Origin of the sequence: Rhodococcus sp. 14-2483-1-2 (assembly GCF_002259405.1) — a bacterium.
In the GTDB taxonomy this organism is placed as follows: domain Bacteria; phylum Actinomycetota; class Actinomycetes; order Mycobacteriales; family Mycobacteriaceae; genus Rhodococcoides.
This window is the reverse complement of sequence record NZ_NPFW01000021.1, coordinates 527,927-548,576: the sequence shown is the minus strand read 5'-3', so window position 1 is coordinate 548,576 and position 20,650 is coordinate 527,927. Positions and strand designations below refer to the sequence as shown.

At 65.9% G+C, this 20,650-nt stretch carries 16 protein-coding genes; 6 read left to right on the top strand and 10 right to left on the bottom strand.

The features are described from left to right. Window position 1 precedes the first annotated feature (1 nt). From CH295_RS21050 to infC, 7 genes are all read right to left on the bottom strand, one after another. Window positions 2-559 carry a hypothetical protein gene (locus tag CH295_RS21050; RefSeq protein ID WP_094741810.1) on the bottom strand — a complete coding sequence of 186 codons (558 nt, stop codon included), beginning with the start codon at window positions 557-559 and terminating at the stop codon, window positions 2-4. A 91-nt stretch (window positions 560-650) separates the two neighbouring features. Beyond that, window positions 651-3,137: a phenylalanine--tRNA ligase subunit beta gene (gene pheT / locus CH295_RS21045; RefSeq protein ID WP_094741809.1), complete on the bottom strand. Its 2,487-nt coding sequence runs from the start codon at window positions 3,135-3,137 to the stop codon at window positions 651-653. 56 nt (window positions 3,138-3,193) lie between these two features. Then, window positions 3,194-4,261 carry a phenylalanine--tRNA ligase subunit alpha gene (pheS, locus tag CH295_RS21040; RefSeq protein WP_037193457.1) on the bottom strand — a complete coding sequence of 356 codons (1,068 nt, stop codon included), beginning with the start codon at window positions 4,259-4,261 and terminating at the stop codon, window positions 3,194-3,196. A gap of 106 nt (window positions 4,262-4,367) precedes the next feature. Further along, complete coding sequence (locus CH295_RS21035) at window positions 4,368-5,174, bottom strand: TrmH family RNA methyltransferase (RefSeq protein WP_094741808.1); 807 nt, start codon at window positions 5,172-5,174, stop codon at window positions 4,368-4,370. Between the two features lie 38 nt (window positions 5,175-5,212). Further along, window positions 5,213-5,602 carry a 50S ribosomal protein L20 gene (rplT, locus tag CH295_RS21030; protein ID WP_032378959.1) on the bottom strand — a complete coding sequence of 130 codons (390 nt, stop codon included), beginning with the start codon at window positions 5,600-5,602 and terminating at the stop codon, window positions 5,213-5,215. Between the two features lie 86 nt (window positions 5,603-5,688). Further along, window positions 5,689-5,883: a 50S ribosomal protein L35 gene (rpmI, locus tag CH295_RS21025; protein ID WP_008715923.1), complete on the bottom strand. Its 195-nt coding sequence runs from the start codon at window positions 5,881-5,883 to the stop codon at window positions 5,689-5,691. Window positions 5,884-5,999: 116 nt separating this feature from the next. Next, window positions 6,000-6,740 carry a translation initiation factor IF-3 gene (gene infC, locus CH295_RS21020; RefSeq protein WP_045199680.1) on the bottom strand — a complete coding sequence of 247 codons (741 nt, stop codon included), beginning with the start codon at window positions 6,738-6,740 and terminating at the stop codon, window positions 6,000-6,002. 381 nt (window positions 6,741-7,121) lie between these two features. On the opposite strand from infC, the gene CH295_RS21015 reads away from it, so the two are divergent. Beyond that, the gene (locus tag CH295_RS21015; RefSeq protein ID WP_037193458.1) at window positions 7,122-7,508 is read left to right on the top strand and encodes a DUF1844 domain-containing protein; all 387 of its coding nucleotides are present in this window, start codon (window positions 7,122-7,124) and stop codon (window positions 7,506-7,508) included. 116 nt (window positions 7,509-7,624) lie between these two features. Here the strand turns inward: CH295_RS21015 and uvrA are convergent, their stop codons facing one another. Further along, window positions 7,625-10,555, bottom strand: a complete 2,931-nt coding sequence (uvrA, locus tag CH295_RS21010; protein WP_094741868.1) for an excinuclease ABC subunit UvrA — start codon at window positions 10,553-10,555, stop codon at window positions 7,625-7,627. Between the two features lie 260 nt (window positions 10,556-10,815). On the opposite strand from uvrA, the gene CH295_RS21005 reads away from it, so the two are divergent. The 3 genes from CH295_RS21005 to CH295_RS20995 all read left to right on the top strand — a co-directional run bounded on the left by CH295_RS21005 (window position 10,816) and on the right by CH295_RS20995 (window position 15,369). Beyond that, a complete protein-coding gene (locus CH295_RS21005; RefSeq protein ID WP_094741867.1) occupies window positions 10,816-11,505 on the top strand; it encodes an MBL fold metallo-hydrolase in 690 nt (229 codons plus the stop codon). 136 nt (window positions 11,506-11,641) lie between these two features. Beyond that, window positions 11,642-12,898, top strand: a complete 1,257-nt coding sequence (locus CH295_RS21000) for a DoxX family protein (protein WP_094741807.1) — start codon at window positions 11,642-11,644, stop codon at window positions 12,896-12,898. Between the two features lie 149 nt (window positions 12,899-13,047). Then, the gene (locus CH295_RS20995) at window positions 13,048-15,369 is read left to right on the top strand and encodes a HelD family protein (protein ID WP_094741806.1); all 2,322 of its coding nucleotides are present in this window, start codon (window positions 13,048-13,050) and stop codon (window positions 15,367-15,369) included. Window positions 15,370-15,439: 70 nt separating this feature from the next. On the opposite strand, the gene CH295_RS20990 is transcribed toward CH295_RS20995, so the two are convergent. Beyond that, window positions 15,440-15,892 carry a universal stress protein gene (locus CH295_RS20990; RefSeq protein ID WP_032378962.1) on the bottom strand — a complete coding sequence of 151 codons (453 nt, stop codon included), beginning with the start codon at window positions 15,890-15,892 and terminating at the stop codon, window positions 15,440-15,442. A 182-nt stretch (window positions 15,893-16,074) separates the two neighbouring features. Between CH295_RS20990 and CH295_RS20985 the strand changes: the two genes are divergently transcribed. Together CH295_RS20985 and CH295_RS20980 are read left to right on the top strand one after the other, a co-directional pair. Beyond that, window positions 16,075-18,918, top strand: a complete 2,844-nt coding sequence (locus tag CH295_RS20985; protein WP_094741805.1) for an alpha/beta fold hydrolase — start codon at window positions 16,075-16,077, stop codon at window positions 18,916-18,918. Beyond that, window positions 18,915-19,772, top strand: coding sequence for an ABC transporter permease (locus tag CH295_RS20980; protein WP_094635396.1), 858 nt, complete (start codon window positions 18,915-18,917; stop codon window positions 19,770-19,772). Before CH295_RS20985 ends, CH295_RS20980 begins: the two co-directional genes overlap by 4 nt. Before the next feature lie 6 nt (window positions 19,773-19,778). Here the strand turns inward: CH295_RS20980 and CH295_RS20975 are convergent, their stop codons facing one another. Next, window positions 19,779-20,645, bottom strand: coding sequence for an SCO6745 family protein (locus tag CH295_RS20975; protein WP_094741804.1), 867 nt, complete (start codon window positions 20,643-20,645; stop codon window positions 19,779-19,781). Window positions 20,646-20,650: the final 5 nt, after the last annotated feature.

Sequence of the window (20,650 nt, the reverse complement as noted above, 5' to 3'; positions counted from 1 at the left end):
GTCAGCGTCCGCCCATGGACCTGCGGATCTCGTCGAGCTTCTTTCGGCCGGCTTCCTGGCGTTCGTTCCACTGCTCGTCGAGGTCACGGCCTGCCCTGGACTCTCGGTCCAACTCCTCCGCGCCCACGGCTGTGCCCGATCGCTGTTCCACCTTGTCGCGCACACCGTCCCACGTGGGCACCCCCGAATCGGTGAAGTCACCGATCGGCGCGCTCACCGCACCGGAACCGTATGCGGCACCGACAGGCAGGTCGTCGACCAGCTCCGCATCGATGATCCCCGGTACCGTGCCGCCGAGCGGAGCCCCCGGTGGTGGATCACCGAGCGGCTGGTCGATCCGCGGCTTCGTCACCTGCGGAACGTCCACGTCGGGAACCGTTCCGGGTGGCGCTCCGCGATCGGGCGTGATCGGCTCCGGCCGGGCAGTACCCAACTCGGCGGCCAGAGCAGACGCGGCAGCTGCCACCGGGGCGAGTCGCGGACGACCCGCCACGGCGGCAAGAATCTCCTCGATCACCTGAAGATCCGTCGCCGCACCGTCTGTTCCGAATTCACTCATGCGCTGCTCCCGTCACCCGTGGTACTCGTGACTCCACGCTACGGACACACGAGCCCGGGCGTGCACGGATCAACTGCGCGGCTGCGCTGATTCAACTACGCAGCTGCGCGCCGACAGCCTTCGATGCCGCCTCGACCGCCGCATCGCGCGCAGCCGTTGCCTGATCCTCGGTCAAGGTGCCGTCCGCACCGCGGAACCGCAGCGCGAACGCCAGCGACTTGCGGCCCTCGCCGACCTGTTCACCCTCGTAGACGTCGAACAGTCGAATCGACTCGAGCAAATCGCCACCGCCGATCGTGAGCGCGGCTTCCACCGACGCCGCAGGTACGGATGCGTCGACCACCACGGCCACGTCCTGCAGCACCGCCGGATACGGAGACACCTCGGGGGCAGGGAGCGACTCGACGACGGGGAGAGCGCTCAGGCTCAACTCCACGGCACACGTACGCGGCGGCAGGCCCGCCCGCTCGAGCACCGCCGGATGCAGCTCGCCCGCGTATCCGACGACCTCACCGTCGAGCAGGACCTCCGCGCACCGACCCGGATGCCACGGAAGGTGCTGTGCCGCACGAAGATCGACGTGCACTCCGGACGCCTCGGCAACCGTACGTACCGCAGCGAACGCATCGGCGGCCTCTGCCGCGCGGCCGGGACCCCACGGACCCGACAACTCACGCTGACCGGTGAGCACCATGCCCACGTGCACCGGCTGCGCAGGCAACGAACCACGAAGCATGGCGATCTGGTCGTCGGTGGGACGACGGTCGACCGGCAACGCCTCCACAGCTGCGGTGGCGTCGTGTCGGAGCACCACCTGAGCAATGCCGAACAGCGAGACGTCTCGCTGACCTCGCGCGATGTTCCGGCTCAGCATCTCGAGCAAACCGGGAAGCACAGTGGTCGCGAGCTCGGGACGGTCGGCCTCGAGTGGATTGAGCACCGAGGTGGTCGCGCGCCGTGGGTCGTCCGCGTCGAGACCCCACGTGTCGAACACGCCCTTGGGCAGGAACACCGGAGGTAACACCTCGACGTACCCGGAGAACGCGAGTGCCTTGCCGACAGCGCGCCTGCGCTTCTGTTCGGCGGTGAGGCCACGACCTCCCGGAGCCGACGGCAGTACCGACGGGATCTGTTCGAGCCCCTCGAGCCGCAGCACCTCTTCCACCAGGTCGGCGCGCTGCACCAGGTCCGGTCGCCAGGACGGCGGGGTGACGATGAGCTGGCCGTGCCCGCCGTCGTCGACCGACACCTCGACTGTGCAGCCGATCTGCGTCAAGCGTCGAGCAGCGGTTCCGTTGGGGTACTGCACTCCAGCGATCCGATCCGGCAGGTCGAAGTCCATCGTGACCGTGGCATATTCGGCGGCTTCGCCGATGTCGGTCAGCACGGGCTCGATCCGTCCGCCGGCGATCTCGACCAGCAACTGTGCTGCCCGATCGAGCGCCGCCACCGGAAGTGCCGAATCCACGGTCCGCTCGAAACGCTTGCTGGCCTCGCTGGAGAGCTTGTGACGGCGCCCGGTGCGGAACACCGCGAGCGGATCGAACGACGCAGCTTCGAGTACGACCTCGGTGGTCGAGTCGTCGACTTCGGTGGACGCGCCGCCCATGACACCGGCCAACGAGATCGCTCCCGATCCGTCGGCGATCACGACGTCCTCGGGATCGAGGGAACGCTCGACGCCGTCCAGTGTGGTCAGCTTCTCCCCCGCATTCGCACGCCGGACGACCAGATCGCCGTCGAGCTTCGCCGCATCGAACGCGTGCAACGGCTGCCCGAGTTCGTGGAGCACGTAGTTGGTGACATCGACGGCCGCCGAGATCGGGCGTACGCCGGCCAGCAGCAGTCGACGCTGCATCCACCAGGGCGTCGTCGCCGCCGGATCGATACCGACGATCTTGCGCAACGCGAATCGCGATGCGCCCGAGTTCGGTTCGACGGTGACAGACCATGCATCACCGGTGACTTCGGTGGGGACCGTGCGCGCCGGATCCACGAACGGGAGGTCGAAACTGCAGGCCAGTTCGCGGGCGAGGCCGCGGACCGAGAAGGCGTAACCGCGATCCGGGGTCACGTTCAGCTCGATCACCGAGTCCTGCAGCCCGAGAACAACTTTGGCGTCGTCACCCGGAGCGGCCGTGCCCTCCGGCAACACCAGAATTCCGGAGTGATCCCGGCCCAGCCCGAGCTCGAGCGTCGAGCAGATCATGCCGTTGGAGTTGCGGCCGTAGGTCTTGCGCGACGCGATGGCGAACCCCCCGGGCAGGACGCTGCCCGGCAAGGCGGCCACGATCAGGTCACCCTCGGCGAAGTTCCTGGCACCGCACACGATCTCCTGAGGCTCGGCAGCTCCGACGTCCACCAGGCAGAAGCGAATCGGCTTCTTGAACTCGGTCAGCTCCTCGATCGAACTCACCCGACCCACCACCAGTGGTCCGGTCACATTGTCCAGTGAATCGAGTTCCTCGACCTCGAACCCGACCCGCACGAAACCGGCGTCGAGCTCCTCGGGCGACACGGCCCAGTCGGGAGTCCCCGCGTGCAGGACCTCGGTCAGCCAGGATTGTGGGACTCGCACGTGTGCTCAGCTCTTTCTTGTATCCGAGAAGAAGTGGGGCGGGTGAGAAATTTCCGTCAGGCCTGAACACCGAAGGGCAACGTGAACCTGATGTCGCCCTCGACGATGTCGCGCATGTCCGGGATGTCGTTGCGGAACTGCAGCGTCCGCTCCAGACCCATTCCGAACGCGAATCCGGTGTAGACCTCGGGGTCGATACCGCTGGCCTGCAGCACCTTCGGGTTGACCATTCCGCAGCCACCCCACTCGACCCAACCGGCCCCGCCCTTCTTCTTCGGGAACCACACGTCGACCTCGGCCGACGGCTCGGTGAACGGGAAGTAGTTGGGGCGCATGCGAGTACGGGTGTCGTTGCCGAACAACGCCTTGGCGAACGCATCCAGTGTGCCGCGCAGGTGCGCCATGGTCAGGCCCTTGTCGATGGCAAGACCCTCCACCTGATGGAAGACCGGAGTGTGCGTCGTGTCTAGTTCGTCCGTGCGAAACGTCCGTCCCGGGCAGACGACGTAGATCGGAACCTCGCGCGAGAGCATCGACCGGACCTGTACCGGAGAGGTGTGGGTGCGCAACACCTGCCGCGAACCCTCGGGCGCGATGTGAAACGTGTCCTGCATCGTGCGCGCCGGGTGGTCGGGCAGGAAGTTGAGCGCATCGAAATTGAAATGCTCGGTTTCGACCTCGGGACCTTCTTCGACCTCCCAGCCCATGGCGACGAACACGTCGGCCACCTGTTCGGAAATGATCGTGATGGGGTGCCGGGCACCGACGGGAGCTCGGTCGGTCGGCAGCGTCACGTCGATGGTCTCTGCGACCAGGATGGCGGCGTCACGCTCGGCAGACAGCACGGCGCGTCGCTCGTCGAAGGCCTTCTGCACTCGATCACGCGCTGCCTTGACGCGTTTGCCCGCGTCCGCCTTCTGGTCCCCGGGGAGCGCACCGAGTGCGCGCTGCGCCAGTGCCAGCGGAGCCTTGCCACCCACATGATCGATCTTGACCTTGGTCAGAGCATCGAGGTCCGACGCGCCGGCGAACGCCTGCTCGGCCGAGTCCACTGCGGATCCGAGCGCAGACTCCTCGAGAACGCTCGGATCTACCGGCTCGGGTCCGGCTTCTTTCTTCGCCACGACAGCTGCACTCCTCGAGTAATAGTCGGTGTCTGCCACGAACGGTCGTTACGCAGGCTTCGCTCCTGCGCGGAGCAGACAGGTATCGATCCTAGGCGAGACGTGCTCACGGGGTTTCGGAGCGTCGTTGCGCCCTGGCGCTGGCGTACAGGCAGATCGCTGCGGCGGTTGCCAGGTTGAGGCTCTCGGCGCGGCCGTGGATCGGGATTCGGATGCGGTGATCGGCATCGCGCGTCACGGACTCGGGGAGCCCGTGCGCCTCGTTGCCGAACAACCACGCGGTCGGTTGCGTGAGCAGTTCGTCGGCGTCGTCCAAGTCCACTTCGCCATCGGCGGCCGTGGCGACGATGGTCAGTCCCGCCCTGCGCAACGCGTCGATTCCGGACTCGATCGATCGCTCCCGAGCGATGGGCAGGTGGAACACACTGCCTGCCGAGGCGCGGACGCATTTGCCGTTGTGGGGATCCACCGAATCGCCCAGCAGAACAACCGAATCCGCTCCTGCCGCGTCGGCGACGCGGATGACCGTCCCGGCGTTGCCCGGCTCGGCCATCTCCACCGGTACGGCCACCAGCCGCGGTGTCCCGGCCAACGCACGGTCGATCGGGACGTCGACCAACTCGGTGACTGCGATCAGGCCCTGCGGAGTGACGGTGTCGGACAACGCCTTCGCAGCACGGTCGGTGATCGGATGAACTCGTGCGCCACCCGCCTCGACGGACGCGATGAGGTCATGGTGGCGCTCGAGGGCATCCGCGGTGAAGAACAGCTCACGAACCAACCGGGACTGCGCCGCCTCGGACACCGCATTGAAGCCTTCGGCCAGAAAGAGTCCGGTCTTCTTGCGCTCCGCGGCTCGAGCGAGCTTGACGGCCGAAACGACCCGCGGAGTTCGCTCGGTCAGCGAATCCACGGGTCGTTTCGGTGTTGAGTCGTCGTACGTCGACTCGCTCAGGCTGCTTCTCCGGCCGGAGCGTTGACATCGGCAGGCAGTGCAGCCTTGGCGATGGCGACCAGGCTTGCGAACGCCGCGGCATCCGACACAGCGAGCTCAGCGAGGATCTTGCGGTCGACCTCGACGCCCGCGGCCTTGAGGCCCTGGACGAAGCGGTTGTACGTGATGTCGTTGGCGCGAGCTGCAGCATTGATACGCGTGATCCACAGCTTGCGGAAGTCACCCTTGCGCGCGCGGCGGTCCCGGTACGCATAGGTCAGCGAGTGGAGCTGCTGCTCCTTGGCCTTGGTGTACAGACGTGAGCGCTGTCCGCGGTAGCCCTTGGACGCTTCGAGAATCGAACGGCGCTTCTTCTGGGCGTTGACGGCCCTTTTTACGCGTGCCACTGGTGAATCCTGTCGATCTGGGGGTGTGTGAAACCCCGAATGGTAATGGGATGAAGCCGACCGAAATCAGTCGGCGGCGGGCCGAATCAGATGCCGAGCAGGCGCTTGATCCGCGGCACGTCGGCCTTCTTGACAACGGCGACACCATCGAGGCGACGAGTCACCTTGGTGGGCTTGTGCTCGAGCAGGTGGCGACGGCCGGCCTTCTGGCGCAGGATCTTGCCGCTGCCGGACACCTTGAATCGCTTCTTGGCACCACTGTGGGTCTTCTGCTTGGGCATGAAATCCTCTTCTTCTGTAATAGCTCTTCGGTGTTGCATGGCACAGCCGCACATCGCAACGGAAATCCTGTGCACCGAAGCAGGTGTAGGGCTGTCTTACTGGTAGAGCGCGAGGCTCAGTTGGTCTGCGCCGGAGTAGCCGGAGCTGCTGCGGCCGGTGCCTCGGCAGCCGGGGCTGCGTCGGCGGGCTGTTCCGGCGCGGGGGCCGGTGCACGCTGTGCGGGCGGAGCCGCTGCGCTCTCCTGTGCCTTGACGCGAGTCTTGGCACCCTTGTGCGGCGCCAACACCATCGTCATGTTGCGGCCGTCCTGCTTGGCCGAGGTCTCCACGAAGCCGAGCTCCGCGACGTCCGCGCCCAGGCGCTGCAGCAGACGGAAGCCGAGTTCGGGACGCGACTGCTCGCGGCCGCGGAACATGATCGTGACCTTGACCTTCGAGCCGGCTTCGAGGAAGCGAACGACGTTGCGCTTCTTCGTCTCGTAGTCGTGCGCGTCGATCTTGGGACGGAGCTTCTGCTCCTTGATGACGGTGAGCGTCTGGTTCTTGCGCGATTCGCGCGCCTTCTGCGCAGCCTCGTACTTGAACTTCCCGTAGTCCATGATCTTGCAGACCGGCGGACGTGCGTCGGGAGCTACTTCTACAAGATCGAGGTCGGCTTCGAGAGCCAAGCGGAGTGCATCTTCAACACGCACGATCCCCACCTGTTCACCGCCCGGTCCGACAAGCCGGACCTCGGGAACTCGGATGCGATCGTTGATGCGGGTCTCAGTGCTGATGGGGCCTCCTAGGTAGTGCGGTGTGGTGTGTAACCCGACCGCCTGCCACTGGCACAGCCCGTCGCCGTCGATCCTCGACATTCCCCGCAGCGGTACGAACCGCTGCAACGAAAAAACCCCGCTCTCGGTGTGATCCGATAGCAGGGCCCGATGTCGACCGGTCGACCCGCACGACAACTGTCGTCGTACAGTCTCCTCACTGGGAGGAAGCACGGAGGAAATCGGTGAAGACTTCCGTCGTGCGACCGGACCGGAAGTAGCTTGTTGAAGGCTACGTGCCGGTGGGAGTCGGGCTCCACTTGCTGCCTCCGTGCGGTGAACTCCATCGAGGAGCGCACGCCGAAGACGGTCGTCGAGTCACACTACCAGCCGATTCGAGAAACCGACAATCGAGCCCGATCGCCCCCGACAGCGTCGGCACCCGATTCTCCCTGCGGCAGGCGGCGTGGGATTCTCGTAGGCATGACCAGCTCCCCCACTCCCGCCGATGGCGATCCCGCGGGTGCCGACCCAGTCGGCACCGAGCCCGAAGTCCGTGAACTCGCCGAGGTCCCCGCGGTCGAGGTCATCAGCCGCGCTGCGGTGATGCTGATGAGTTCCGCCGCCGAGAAGTTGGGACTCTCCGAGCCGGATCCCGCGGAGAGCCCCTACCTGGACCTCGACGAGGCACGACGCGTCATCACCGCGTTGGCAGGCCTGGTCACCGCGTCGGTGGAATACCTCGGCCCCCATGCCGGACCCATTCGCGACGGGCTGCAGGCACTGCAGCGCGCCTTCCGGGAAGCGTCGGCCCACCCGGACGAGCCAGGAAAGGGCCCCGGCGAAAAGTACACGGGTCCGGTTCACTGAGCAGAACACCAGCCGAGTCCATACAGCCCGACGAAGCCGCATCCGGTGAGTACCGGATGCGGCTTCGTCGTTCAAGGGGTGTGAATCGGACTGCTACCTCCAGCGTGCCGCTGCGCTCATCGGACGGCGGCGACCTTGCGGGGCCTGCGCTTCTTCGGAGCCGCCTTCACCGGCGGAGCGACGACCGACTCACGGGTGAGCGCCTCCTGCAGGAACTTGCCGGTGTAGCTCTCCGAGACCGCCGCCACCGCCTCCGGATCACCTTGCGCCACAACCGTTCCGCCGCCGGAACCACCTTCGGGGCCCATGTCGATGACCCAGTCCGAGACCTTGATGACGTCGAGATTGTGCTCGATCACGATCACCGTGTTGCCCTTGTCCACCAAGCCGTTCACGACGCCGAGCAGCTTGCGAATATCCTCGAAGTGCAAGCCGGTGGTCGGTTCGTCGAGAATGTAGACCGTGCGGCCGGTTGACCGCTTCTGCAGTTCCGCTGCCAGCTTGACGCGTTGTGCCTCGCCGCCGGACAACGTCGTTGCCGGTTGTCCGAGTCGGACGTACCCGAGACCGACCTCGACGAGCGTCTTGAGGTAGCGGTGGATCGACGTGATCGCCTCGAAGAAGTCCGCAGCCTCCTCGATCGGCATATCCAGGACCTCGGCGATGGTCTTGCCCTTGTAATGGACTTCGAGTGTCTCGCGGTTGTACCGCGCACCCTCACAGACCTCGCACGGAACGTAGACGTCGGGCAGGAAGTTCATCTCGATCTTGAGCGTGCCGTCTCCCGAGCATGCCTCGCACCGGCCGCCCTTGACGTTGAACGAGAATCGACCGGGCTGATAGCCGCGCACCTTGGCCTCGGTGGTCGCCGCGAACAGCGTGCGGATCTTGTCGAACACACCGGTGTACGTGGCCGCGTTCGAGCGCGGCGTTCGTCCGATCGGCGACTGATCCACCCGCACGAGCTTGTCGAGCTGGTCGAGTCCGTTGATGCGCGTGTGCCGACCGGGAACCTGACGGGCACCGTTGAGCTTGTTGGCCATCACCGTCGCGAGGATGTCGTTGACGAGTGTGGACTTGCCCGAACCCGACACCCCGGTGACCGAGGTCAGCACGCCGAGCGGGAAGCTGACGTCGATGCCACGGAGATTGTGCTCGCGGGCACCGACCACGGTGACCTGACGCTTCTTGTCCACGACACGACGGGTGTCGGGCAGCGGGATCTCCATCCGCCCGGACAGATAGGCGCCGGTCAGTGATTCCTCGTTGGTAAGCAGGTCCTCGTACGAACCGCTGTGCACGACGCGCCCGCCGTGCTCACCCGCCAACGGACCGATGTCGACGATCCAATCCGAGGTGCGGATGGTGTCCTCGTCGTGCTCGACGACGATCAGCGTGTTTCCGAGATCGCGCAACCGCGTCAACGTGTCGATGAGCCGACGGTTGTCGCGCTGATGCAGTCCGATCGACGGCTCGTCGAGCACGTAGAGAACGCCGACGAGTCCCGATCCGATCTGGGTAGCGAGTCGGATGCGCTGGGCCTCGCCGCCCGACAGCGAGCCGGCGGTCCTGGCCAGTGACAGGTATTCCAGGCCGACGTCCAGCAGGAAGCCGAGGCGAGCCTGCACCTCCTTGAGGACCTGACCTGCAATAGCTTCCTCGCGGCGACCGAGAGTGAGGCTGTTCAGGAAATTTGCGGTGTCGGCGATCGACAACTCGCACACCTCGGCGATCGACTTCGGCCCGAAGTCGCCTGCCGCGATCGTCACCGACAGGATCTCGGGCCGCAGCCTGGCACCGTTGCAGGTGGGACACGGCACGTCGCGCATGTAGCCGTCGTAGCGTTCCTTCATCTGCTCGGACTCGGTCTGCTCCAACCGGCGGTGCAGGAACGGCATCACACCCTCGAACTCGGCGTAGTACGACCGCGTGCGGCCGTAGCGGTTCTTGTACTTCACGTGCACCTGGTGATCGCTGCCTTCGAGGACCGCACGCTTGACCTTGGCGGGCAACTTGTTCCACGGCGCGTTCAGGTCGAACCCCATGGCGTCGGCGAGTCCGGACAGCAGGCGGCCGAAGTACTCCGACGTCTGGCCCATCGACCACGGTGCGATGGCACCGTCCGCGAGGCTGAGATCACCGTCGGGAACGACCAGCTCCGGGTCGACCTCCTTGCGGACGCCGAGTCCGACGCAATCCGGGCACGCACCGTACGGCGAGTTGAAGGAGAACGACCGCGGTTCGAGATCGTCGATGGACAACGGGTGACCGTTGGGGCAGGCGAGCTTCTCGGAGAACCGGCGTTCGCGGTCCGATGCATTCTCGTCACGGTCGACGAAATCGAGCACCACGATGCCGTCGGCCAGGCGAAGGGCGGTTTCCACCGAGTCGGTCAGACGCTGCTTCGAACTCGACTTGACGGTCAGGCGGTCGACGACGACCTCGATGTCGTGCTTCTCCTGCTTCTTGAGCACCGGTGGGCTCGTGAGCTGATGTACGACGCCGTCGACGCGAACACGTGAGTAACCCTGGGTGTTCAGCGAGTCGAACAGGTCGACGAATTCGCCCTTGCGGGTGCGCACCACCGGTGCGAGAACCTGGAACTTCAGGCCCTCCTCCATGTCCAGCACCTGATCGACGATCTGCTGCGGAGTCTGCTTCGCGATCTGTTCGTTGCACACCGGACAGTGGGCCGTGCCTGCACGCGCGTACAGCAGACGCAGGTAGTCGTAGACCTCGGTGATGGTGCCCACCGTCGATCGCGGGTTGCGGTTGGTCGACTTCTGATCGATGGAGACCGCAGGCGAGAGGCCCTCGATGAAATCGACGTCCGGCTTGTCCATCTGGCCGAGGAACTGCCGCGCGTACGCGGACAGCGACTCCACGTAGCGGCGCTGACCTTCGGCGAAGATCGTGTCGAAGGCGAGGGACGACTTGCCCGAGCCGGACAGACCCGTGAACACGATCAGCGCATCGCGGGGCAGGTCGATGTCGACTCCCCGCAGATTGTGCTCTCGTGCACCTCGCACTATCAGGCGATCCGCCACTGTGTTCCCTTCTTTCCGAACGAGCACGTCCAGCCGAGTTGCTGCAGGACGCAGCACTGCACGACTGTCGAGTCGCGTGATGACGTGTGATGCCGACGCATCGGTCACATCTCGTGTAACCGTGGACCCCACGTCGAAAACCTGTTGTGGTGAGGGACGAACCTCACGCAGTAGCAATGGTAGATCCAGGCACCGACACACTTTTCCATGTGCGCGACCCCGCCGCCCCTCGTGCCGTCGACGACGGTAGCGTCCTCGAAATGGACGAGCACCTCATGGTCATCGATGACAATTACACCGGCGTCGTCTCTCAGGGTTCGCAGCCGCAGCGGCGAACGATTCCCGGAGCGACGATCACGAAGATGTCGGTCGGCCCCATGGACAACAACACCTACCTTGTCGTCTGTTCCGCGACAGGTCACTCGCTTCTGATCGACGCCGCCAACGAGGCCGACCGAATCTCGTTGCTCATCGACGAGAACGCACCGACACTCTCACTCATCGTGACCACCCACCAGCACGCCGATCACTGGCAGGCGCTGGCGGACATCGCGGGCGGAACGGATTCTCCGACCGCATCCCACGAACTCGATGCCGAACCTCTACCGGTGGCTCCGAACCGCCTGCTGGCCGATCGGGACACCGTGTCGGTGGGTGAGCTCACGTTCGAGGTGGTGCACCTGACCGGACACACCCCCGGCTCCATCGCACTCGCGCTGACCGATGCCGACGGCGCGCGCACCCACCTCTTCACCGGAGATTCGCTCTTTCCCGGTGGCGTCGGCAAGACGGGCAGCCCCGAGGATTTCACCCACCTGCTCGACGACGTGACGGCGAAACTGTTCGACCGCTTCGACGACGAGACCGTCGTCTACCCCGGCCACGGGAAGGACACGACGCTCGGTGCCGAGCGTCCTCACCTGGACGAATGGCGCGCACGGGGTTGGTGACGATCGGCGTGCTTGAGACCGAGAACCACGGGGTATGAATAGTGTGACAAAAGGACGCGCAGCGGTAGGTTTTCGTACCGCCGTGCCGTTCTGGTTCCACCGCCGATGACACGAGAAACTATGCAGGAGGCTGTCAATGCTGGTCCGCCGTATCGCCCGTCCGCTGATGTCTACGATCTTCATCGCAGGGGGCGTCGACGCACTCCGTAATCCCGCCGGCAAGGCGCAGGCCGCCACCCCGCTGATCGAGCAGGGCAAGGACGTCCTCCCCAACGAGGTCACCGCGAACGTGCCGAGCGACCCGGAGACGCTGGTCCGTATCAACGGCGGAATCCAGGTCGCGGGCGGCATCCTGCTGGCCACCGGCAAGGCACCGCGCATCGCCTCGCTCGCTCTCGCCGGAAGCCTCGTACCGACGACGCTGGCCGGACACGCCTTCTGGAACGAGACCGACCCGGAGACCAAGGCTGCGCAGCGTATTCACTTCTTCAAGAACCTGAGCCTGCTCGGCGGACTGCTCATCGCAGCAGTCGACACCGAGGGCAAGCCGTCCGTCGCGTGGCGTAGCAAGCGGGCAGCACGCCGCGCGCAGGAGACCGTCGTCTCGGCACTCCCGGGGCACTCCACCCACGAGACCGGTGAGCGCGTCAAGGAAATCGCAGCCGTCGCCGCGAGCCGCAGCGCCGATCTCGCCGAGGCTGCACAGCCGAAGCTGGCCAAGTTCGCCGACGCCGCCCAGCCCAAGTTGGCCAAGCTCGCCGACATCGCTACCGACAAGGGCTCGGAGCTGGCCGAGGTCGCTCAGCCGGCACTGAGCCGCTGGGCTCACGTGGCCGCCGACAAGGGCTCCGTGCTCGCCGAGGAAGCACAGAAGCGCGGATCCAAGCTCGCCGAACTGGCCGCCGACCGCGGCAGCGACCTGGCCGAGGAAGCACAGAAGCGCGGATCCAAGCTCGCCGAGCTCGCTGCCGACCGCGGCAGCGACTTGGCCGACGAAGCACAGAAGCGCGGATCCAAGCTCGCCGACAAGGCAGCGCATCGCGGAACCGACCTCGCAGAGCTCGCGCAGAAGCGCGGATCCAAGCTCGTCGACGTTGCCGCAGATCGCCGCAGTGAATTGGCCGATGTCGCGCAGAAGCGCGCGTCCAAGTTCGCCGATCTGGCTGCAGAGAAGGGTTCCGTCCTCGCCGACGAAGCGCAGAACCGCGGAGTCACGTGGGCCGATCTGGCGTCCGACCGCGTCGAGACGCTGAGCAAGCGCGCTCGCAAGCGCGCCGAGAAGCAGAGCAAGGAACTCGAGAAGGTGACCGAGCAGGCTCGCGCCAAGCTCGAGAAGCGAGTTGCCAAGGCTCAGAAGAACTTGGACAAGAAGCTGCAGCAGTACGCGAAATAGTTTCGCGCCGATAGCAACTCAGCGACGTTCGCACATACGGCCCTGCCCCGGAACCAGCGGTTCTGCGGCAGGGCCGTTGTGCGGCGTAGACTGCTCTGGCTGATTTCGAGGCGATATCTACGCCTCGGCCGAACTCCCGAGGAGACCCTTTGCCGGACGACGGCCACACATCGAGCGACTGCGCCGTGCCGCTCGAAGAAGACTTCGAGCAGGCGCATCTGACGCGGCTGTACACGCAGCTCGACGCCTTACGTGAGTACGCCGCGAACCGACTGCGTGCAGTGCTGTTGGAGACCGGCGGCACTCCGCAGGCCCGTAGTGAACGCGAATCGTTCAACCAGATGTACACCGAGGACATCGCCAAGTACGACGCCGCCGAAAACGGACTCTGCTTCGGACGCATCGACCTCGATCCCGAGTCCCTCGACCCCAAGGTCGACGACCGGCCAGAGCGCTACATCGGCCGAGTCGGAATTCTCGACGACAAGAACGACTACGAGACGCTGCTGTTGGACTGGCGAGCACCGATGGCCCGGCCGTTCTACCTGGCGACACCCGCCGCACCCGAGAACGTGTTGCGGCGCAGACACATTCGGACCCGCGGTCGGCGAGTGACGTCGATTGCCGACGAATTCCTCGACCTGAACTCCGCCCGATCGTCGAGCGATGCCGCCGTGGCAGGCGGCGTCGCGAGCGAAGGCGCGCTGCTCTCGGCACTCGATGCCGCCCGTACCGGTCAGATGAACGACATCGTCGAGACGATCCAGAGCGAGCAGGACGCGATCATCCGATCGCAGCATCGCAGTGTGTTGGTGGTTCAGGGCGGACCGGGCACCGGCAAGACAGCCGTCGCACTGCACCGCGCCGCCTACCTGCTCTACACCTACCGCCAGCAGCTCGGTAAGAGCGGCGTGCTGATCATCGGACCCAACGCCACGTTCCTCGACTACATCGGTCAGGTGCTGCCGTCACTCGGCGAGACGGGAGTACTGCTGTCCACGATCGGCGATCTCTACCCGGGAGTCCGCGCACAACGCGAGGACGCGGCCGTGGCGACCGAGGTCAAGGGCAGACTGTCGATGGTGGAGGTGCTGACCCAAGCGGTACGCGACCGTCAGGAAGTCCCCGCGCAGCCCCGTCGACTGAAGTTCGACACCTACGACATCACACTCGATCGCAAGATCGTCACCAGGGCTCGCGGTCGCGCCCGCTCGTCGCGGCGACCACACAACCTGGCTCGGCCACTGTTCGTGTCCTCGGTCATCGACCAGCTGGCCAACCAATTGGCCGCGAAACTCGGGCAGAACCTCGTCGACGGGTCCAGCCTGCTCAGCGCCGACGACATCGCGGACATGCGCGACGAGATGCGCGAGGACCGGGACGTCATGGCGGCCGTGGACGAACTGTGGCCGGACCTGTCTCCCCAGCAGGTTCTCCGCGACCTCTTCGCATCGCCCGAGAAGATCGCCTCGGCCGCGCCTGCACTGGACGAGGTGGAGCGTGCGGCGCTCGTTCGTCGGGGCCACGGCTTCTCGTCGGCCGACGCTCCCCTGCTCGACGAACTCGCCGAGCTGCTCGGCGTCGACGACGCGGCCGAACGTGAACAGGCACAACGTCAATGGCGCGGTCAGATCGCCGATGCCCAGGGTGCACTGGACATCCTGACCGGTTCGGCACCTCAGGACCTCGAGGACGAACTCGATCCGGAGATCCTGATGGCCTACGACCTCATCGATGCCGATCAGCTTGCGCGACGGCAGAATTCGGGTCAGCGACTCACAACGGCCGAACGGGCCGCCGGTGACCGAACGTGGACCTACGGGCACGTGATCGTCGACGAGGCGCAGGAACTCTCTGCGATGGCGTGGCGAATGGTGATGCGGCGCATACCGAATCGGTGGATGACACTGGTGGGCGATACGGCGCAGACCGGTGACCCCGCCGGGACCTCGTCGTGGGGTTCGGTTCTCGAACCGTATGTGGCCAAGCGCTGGAAGCGAACCGAACTGACGGTGAACTACCGAACACCCTCCGAGATCATGGCCGTGGCGCACGACGTGTTGGCTGCCATCGATCCCGAGCAGTCCGAGCCCCGGTCCATTCGCAGCACCGGAGTACGACCGTGGGCACAGCGAGTGGCAGATGCTGATCTGGTCACCGCGGTGGAGAAGCGAGTGGCCGATCACCCGCGCCCGGGCCTGAGCGCCGTGCTGGTTCCCGCAGGCCACGTCGACCGATTCCGCCATCTGGCATCGGAGCTGGTCACCGTATCGACGGTCAAGGAGGCCAAGGGACTCGAGTTCGACTCGGTCCTGATCGTCGAACCCAGTGCCATCGTGGCCGATTCGGTCAAAGGTATGAACGATCTGTACGTGGCGCTCACCCGAGCCACGCAGCGACTCGGCGTGGTGCACGTCGACGCATTACCGGGTGAACTCTCGGCGCTGCAACCGTTCGAGCCGGAAGCCTAGAGAACCGCACACACCAACGGCCCGCTCCGTCGATTCGACGGAGCGGGCCGTTGCTCGAGCGGGGGTGAAATCAGCGGACGGTGTGCACGATCAGAACGTCGCAGGTGGACTTGCGAGCGGCGTCCGACGGGACCGATCCCAGCAGGCGGCCCGTCAACGAGTTCAGGCCGCGGTTACCCACGACGAGGAGGTCGCCCTTGACCTCGTCCACGAGTGCCAGCAGCGACTCGACGGGAGCACCGACGATCGCCTTCTCCTCGATGTTCTTCGCACCGGCCTTGGTGGCGTGCTCGCGCGCGGTGCGCAGAATCTCACGCGTCGGTGCCGATCCGGTGATCTGGTAGGCGTCCTCGCGCAATGCGTCGGCGGCAGCGGACGTGTCCTTCGGATCGGCCGGGTAGTACGCGCAGGCGATCACCAGGGTGGCATCGGCGTCTCCTGCCAGAGCCGCGGCCTTCTCCACTGCCCGCAGTGACGATTCGGAGCCATCGGTCCCGACGACGACGGTGCGGTAGGCGCTCATTCATTCCTCCATTTGTCGGTCACACACAGATGTGACACTTCTGGTCCAACTCGATTGGTGCAAGTCACAGGACCGAAAGACGTGGTCCGGGGACTGATTCGCTGACATTAGCCGCAAGCGGCCGATCGGCACGTGAACTTGGGGAACAACACGATCCGCGCCACTCACATACATTGGTTTGCATGCCGATTCCCCGCCCGCCACTGTCGAGACGGGCCATGACCGTCGGTGCCGCAGTGATTGCAGTTCTGGCGGTAGCCGCTCTCGCATTCGTAGTCCTCCCCCAGGATTCGAGCGCCGACACATCCACGCGTGATGCGCGCATCACGCTACCGGACAGCCCCGGGTCGACGGGCACCGTCGACATCGACGCACGGCTCTACGCCCCCGCCGTCACCCCCGCGCCGACGGTGCTGCTCGCCCACGGGTTCGGCGGCAGCAAGGACTCGGTCGACGGTGAGGCACGTGACCTCGCGGCGCGCGGTTACACCGTGCTCGCCTACAGCGCACGCGGGTTCGGCGACAGCACGGGTTCGATCTCGCTCAACGACCCCGATCGTGAGGTCGCCGACGCCCGTGGACTCATCGACTGGCTCGCCGAACAACCGGAGGTGGAACTCGACGCTCCCGGTGACCCGCACGTCGGTGTCGCCGGCGGATCGTACGGCGGCGCACTGGCACTGAGCGCAGGCGGCACCGACCCACGTATCGATTCGATAGCCGCAGCGATCACCTGGAACGACCTGGGTCAGGCCCTGTTCCCCAACTACGGCGTCACCTCCGCCGAGGGCCGAGAAGCTCTCGGCGACACCGTCACTCCCGCAGCTGCCGAATACGGCGGACCCGGTGTCCTCAAGCGCGGCTGGGCCGGAGTGTTCTTCGGAGTGGGCGCAGCGAGTGCACCGCCCGGCGGCAGCGGCGACGACGGCACCGATTCCGGCACCGCCGAGGGCACCTCGGCCTGCGGACGGTTCGCACCCGAATTCTGCGACGCCTACACCCAATCGGCGGTGACCGGAATCCCCAGCCGACAACTCCTCGATCTGCTCACGGCCCACTCGCCGGTCGCGGTGGCGTCGAACATCACCGCACCGACCCTGTTGGTCCAAGGCACCCAGGACACGCTGTTCGGTCTGGATCAGGCCGATGCGACGGCGCGTCAGATCGCGGCGGCCGGTGGGAACGTCACCGTCCGATGGTTCGACGGCGGCCACGACGCCGGCGGAACGGACAGCACGAGCGATCAGGCCATCGCCGACTTCTTCGACACGACCTTGCGTGACACCGACACCGGCACCAGGCCGTTCGTCTACTCCACTCAGCGGGCAGCCGACGAGCGCGGCGGCGACCGCAACCGCCGCATGACAGCTCCCGACTACCCGGGGCTGACCGACGACTCCGAACCCACCCGGACCCGATCGGTGACGTTCACTCCCGCTGCGGAGAACCAGTCGATCATTCGTCCGCCCGGAGCGTCCCCGTCGGCGATCTCGTCGGTACCCGGTTTGGGCTCGGTGCTCTCGACTCTCGGATCGACCGGGGCCGGAGCAGCCCTGACCGCGGACCTGCCAGGCCAATCGGCAACGTTCACCAGCGATCCCGTCGATACGTCCGTGACGATCACCGGTGCCCCGCGAGTGAACCTGCGCGTGGCGTCTCTGGCCGCACCCGATCAAGCCGTTCTGTTCGCGAAGCTCTACGACGTCGCACCGAACGGCACGAGAACACTTCCGGGTGGTGCGGTCTCGGCGATCCGCCTGCCGGCCACCGAGGGCATCGACCCCGTCGACGTCACCGTTGCGCTGCCGGGCATCAGTTACACCGTCCAGCAGGGTCATCGCCTCGAACTGAGCATCTCCACCACGGATCAGGCTTACGCCGTACCGCTCGAACCGGCCCAGTTCAGCGTGGCCATGACCGACAACACCATCGCGTTGCCCACCGTCCCCGCAGAGGAGAGCTCCAACAGCACCGTTCCGGTGGCACCGCTGATCGGCATCGGGGTCGTGCTGCTCGCGGTCGCCGGTGCGATCGTGGCCGGAGTCGTGCGGACCAGACGCCGCGCGGTCGCCGAAGTGGACGAGAGTCTGATCGACACTCCCCTGGTGATCACCGATCTGGCCAAGACGTACTCCAACGGCTTCCGCGCGGTCGACGGCGTCAGCTTCGAGGTGAAGCAGGGCCAGGTTCTCGGTCTCCTCGGGCCCAACGGTGCAGGAAAGACCACCACCCTGCGCATGTTGATGGGCCTGATCACTCCCACCGGCGGCGACATCAGGGTCTTCGGCCACAAGGTGACGCCCGGAGCCCCGGTGCTGTCCAGGTTGGGCTCCTTCGTCGAGGGATCCGGCTTCCTGCCGCACCTGACCGGAACACAGAATTTGCGGCTGTACTGGGAAGCGACCGGTCGCCCGATCGAGGACGCTCATCTCGAGGAAGCCCTGGAGATCGCCGACCTCGGCACGGCAATCGAACGCAAGGTCAAGTCGTACAGCCAAGGCATGCGGCAGCGGCTCGCGATCGCGCAGGCCATGCTGGGGCTGCCGGATCTGATGGTCCTGGACGAGCCGACCAACGGACTCGACCCACCGCAGATCAGGACGATGCGCGACGTGCTGATCAACTACGCGAAAACCGGACGAACCGTGTTGGTGTCGAGCCATCTCCTCGCCGAGGTGGAGCAGACCTGCACCCACGTGGTCGTCATGAATCGCGGATCGGTGATCAGTTCGGGCACTGTCCGCGAACTGACCGCGGCAGGAGGACAAACGGAGATCAGGGTCGACGACGCCACCCGCGCGCAGTCGGTGCTGGGTGCCTCCGGCCACGACGGCGCGGTGATCGTCGACGACGGCACGGTGACCGTCGACCTGACCGACGCGGATGCCGCCGTCGTGATCAGAGAGCTCGTCACCGCGGGGATCTCGGTGCGCGGATTCTCGCAGTCGACGCGTCTCGAAGACGTGTTCCTCGACCTCGTCCACCGAGACACCCCAGGGTCCGACACCAGCAAGGATCGCTCATGAGCACCACACACGCAGACGGGCGCGCTGCCGGATACACCGGCGGCAGCACCTTGCCGTTCCGTACCGAGTTGCGCAGGCAACTGGGACGTCGCCGCACTCAGCTGGCCATCGGCTTCCTCGCCCTGCTTCCGGTGATCTTGGCCATCGCCTTCACCGTCGGCAGCTCGAGTGCGGACTCGGATGCCGATGGGCTCATCGAGCTCGGCACCCGCGGTGGCATGAACTTCACGGTCTTCGCTCTGTTCATGTCGGTGGGCTTTCTGTTGATCGTGGTGGTGGCCCTGTTCTTCGGCGACTCGGTGGCAAGCGAAGCCTCGTGGTCGAGCCTGCGATACCTGCTGGCCATTCCCGTGCCCAGGAGTCGTCTGCTGACGCAGAAGGCGTTGGTGTCGGCGACCCTGTCCAGTGTTGCGATCCTGGTGCTCGTCGGGGTGTCGCTGTTGATCGGCACCGTGATGTACGGCGCGGAGTCGCTGATCACCCCGCTGGGTGAAGGACTGCCCTACGGCACCTCGCTGGTACGGCTGCTGATCGCGGTCGCCTACATCGGGATCAACCTGCTGTGGGTCGCCGGCCTCGCGATGCTGCTGTCGGTGCTCACCGACGCCCCTCTCGGGGCCGTCGGCGGCGCCGTGATGACGTCGATTCTGATGCAGATTCTCGATCAGATCACGGCACTGGGATCACTCCGCAACTACCTGCCCGGGCACTACGCCAATTCCTGGATCGACGCTTTCGGCACGAGCATCGACTGGAACGACATGGTGGTCGGCTCGTTCTCGGCCATCACGTACGCAGCCGTGTTCGGGTTGATCGCGTGGCGACGTTTCGGCACCAAGGACATCACCAGCTGAAGCGGCCTACTTCTTCTTGATTGCGGGCCCGAAGACACCCTCGGGAATGACGCCCGCACCGACGATCGTCTCGCGCCACGGCGTCGCGAGCGAAACCAGCCGAGCGGCACCGTCCTCGCCGAGAGCGGCCCACGGCGCAACTGCGAGGTCGTTGGTGATGTCCTCGACCAACGTACGGAGATCTTTCCCGTCCTGGGTCAGCGCACCGTCGGACGAGAGCAACTCTCGGTCGGCCAGAGACGCGACCGCCCCGTCCCACTGCTCGGTCGACCATCCGCGACGCTTGCGCGCGAACTCCTTCTCGAAGCCGTAGCCGGTGGCGGTATGGGTGATGAGCGCTTCGAGACCGCTCAGGCCCGCCGTCTGCAGCGCCGCGATGTGGCCGCCACCGCGGTATTCGCGGATCAGAGTCAGGGCGTGCCACAGCACCAGGTGCGGAGCCGTCGGCCAGTCGAGCTCGGCGTACGCGGCGTACAGGGGTCGACCGTCGTCACCGGGAATTCCACGGGCCGCGATCGATGCCAGGTCGGCGGCCTCGGCCATGTCCGTTGACGTGAGAACCTCGGGGCCGAGCAATCGACCGAAGGCGGCATCGAGAGTGGCGTACCGGATGGCCATGATCTCGTCGGGTGATGCGATGTCCCAGGCGGCTGGGATGAGCGGCGCCACCAGCTCTCGGTTGAAGTTGTAGAACGTCGCGGTGACGACACCTGCACCGACCCGGCCCAGAGGCGCTGCCCGGCCCGCGAAGTAGCAGGCCCGCGGCGGCAACCCGGTGGCGACGAGTGCGTCCTGCGTCTCCGGAAGGAAATAGGTCATCGAGTGGATCAGTTCGAGCGCGCGAGAGGTGCGGCCTGCGGTGGTTGCGTCCATCGTTG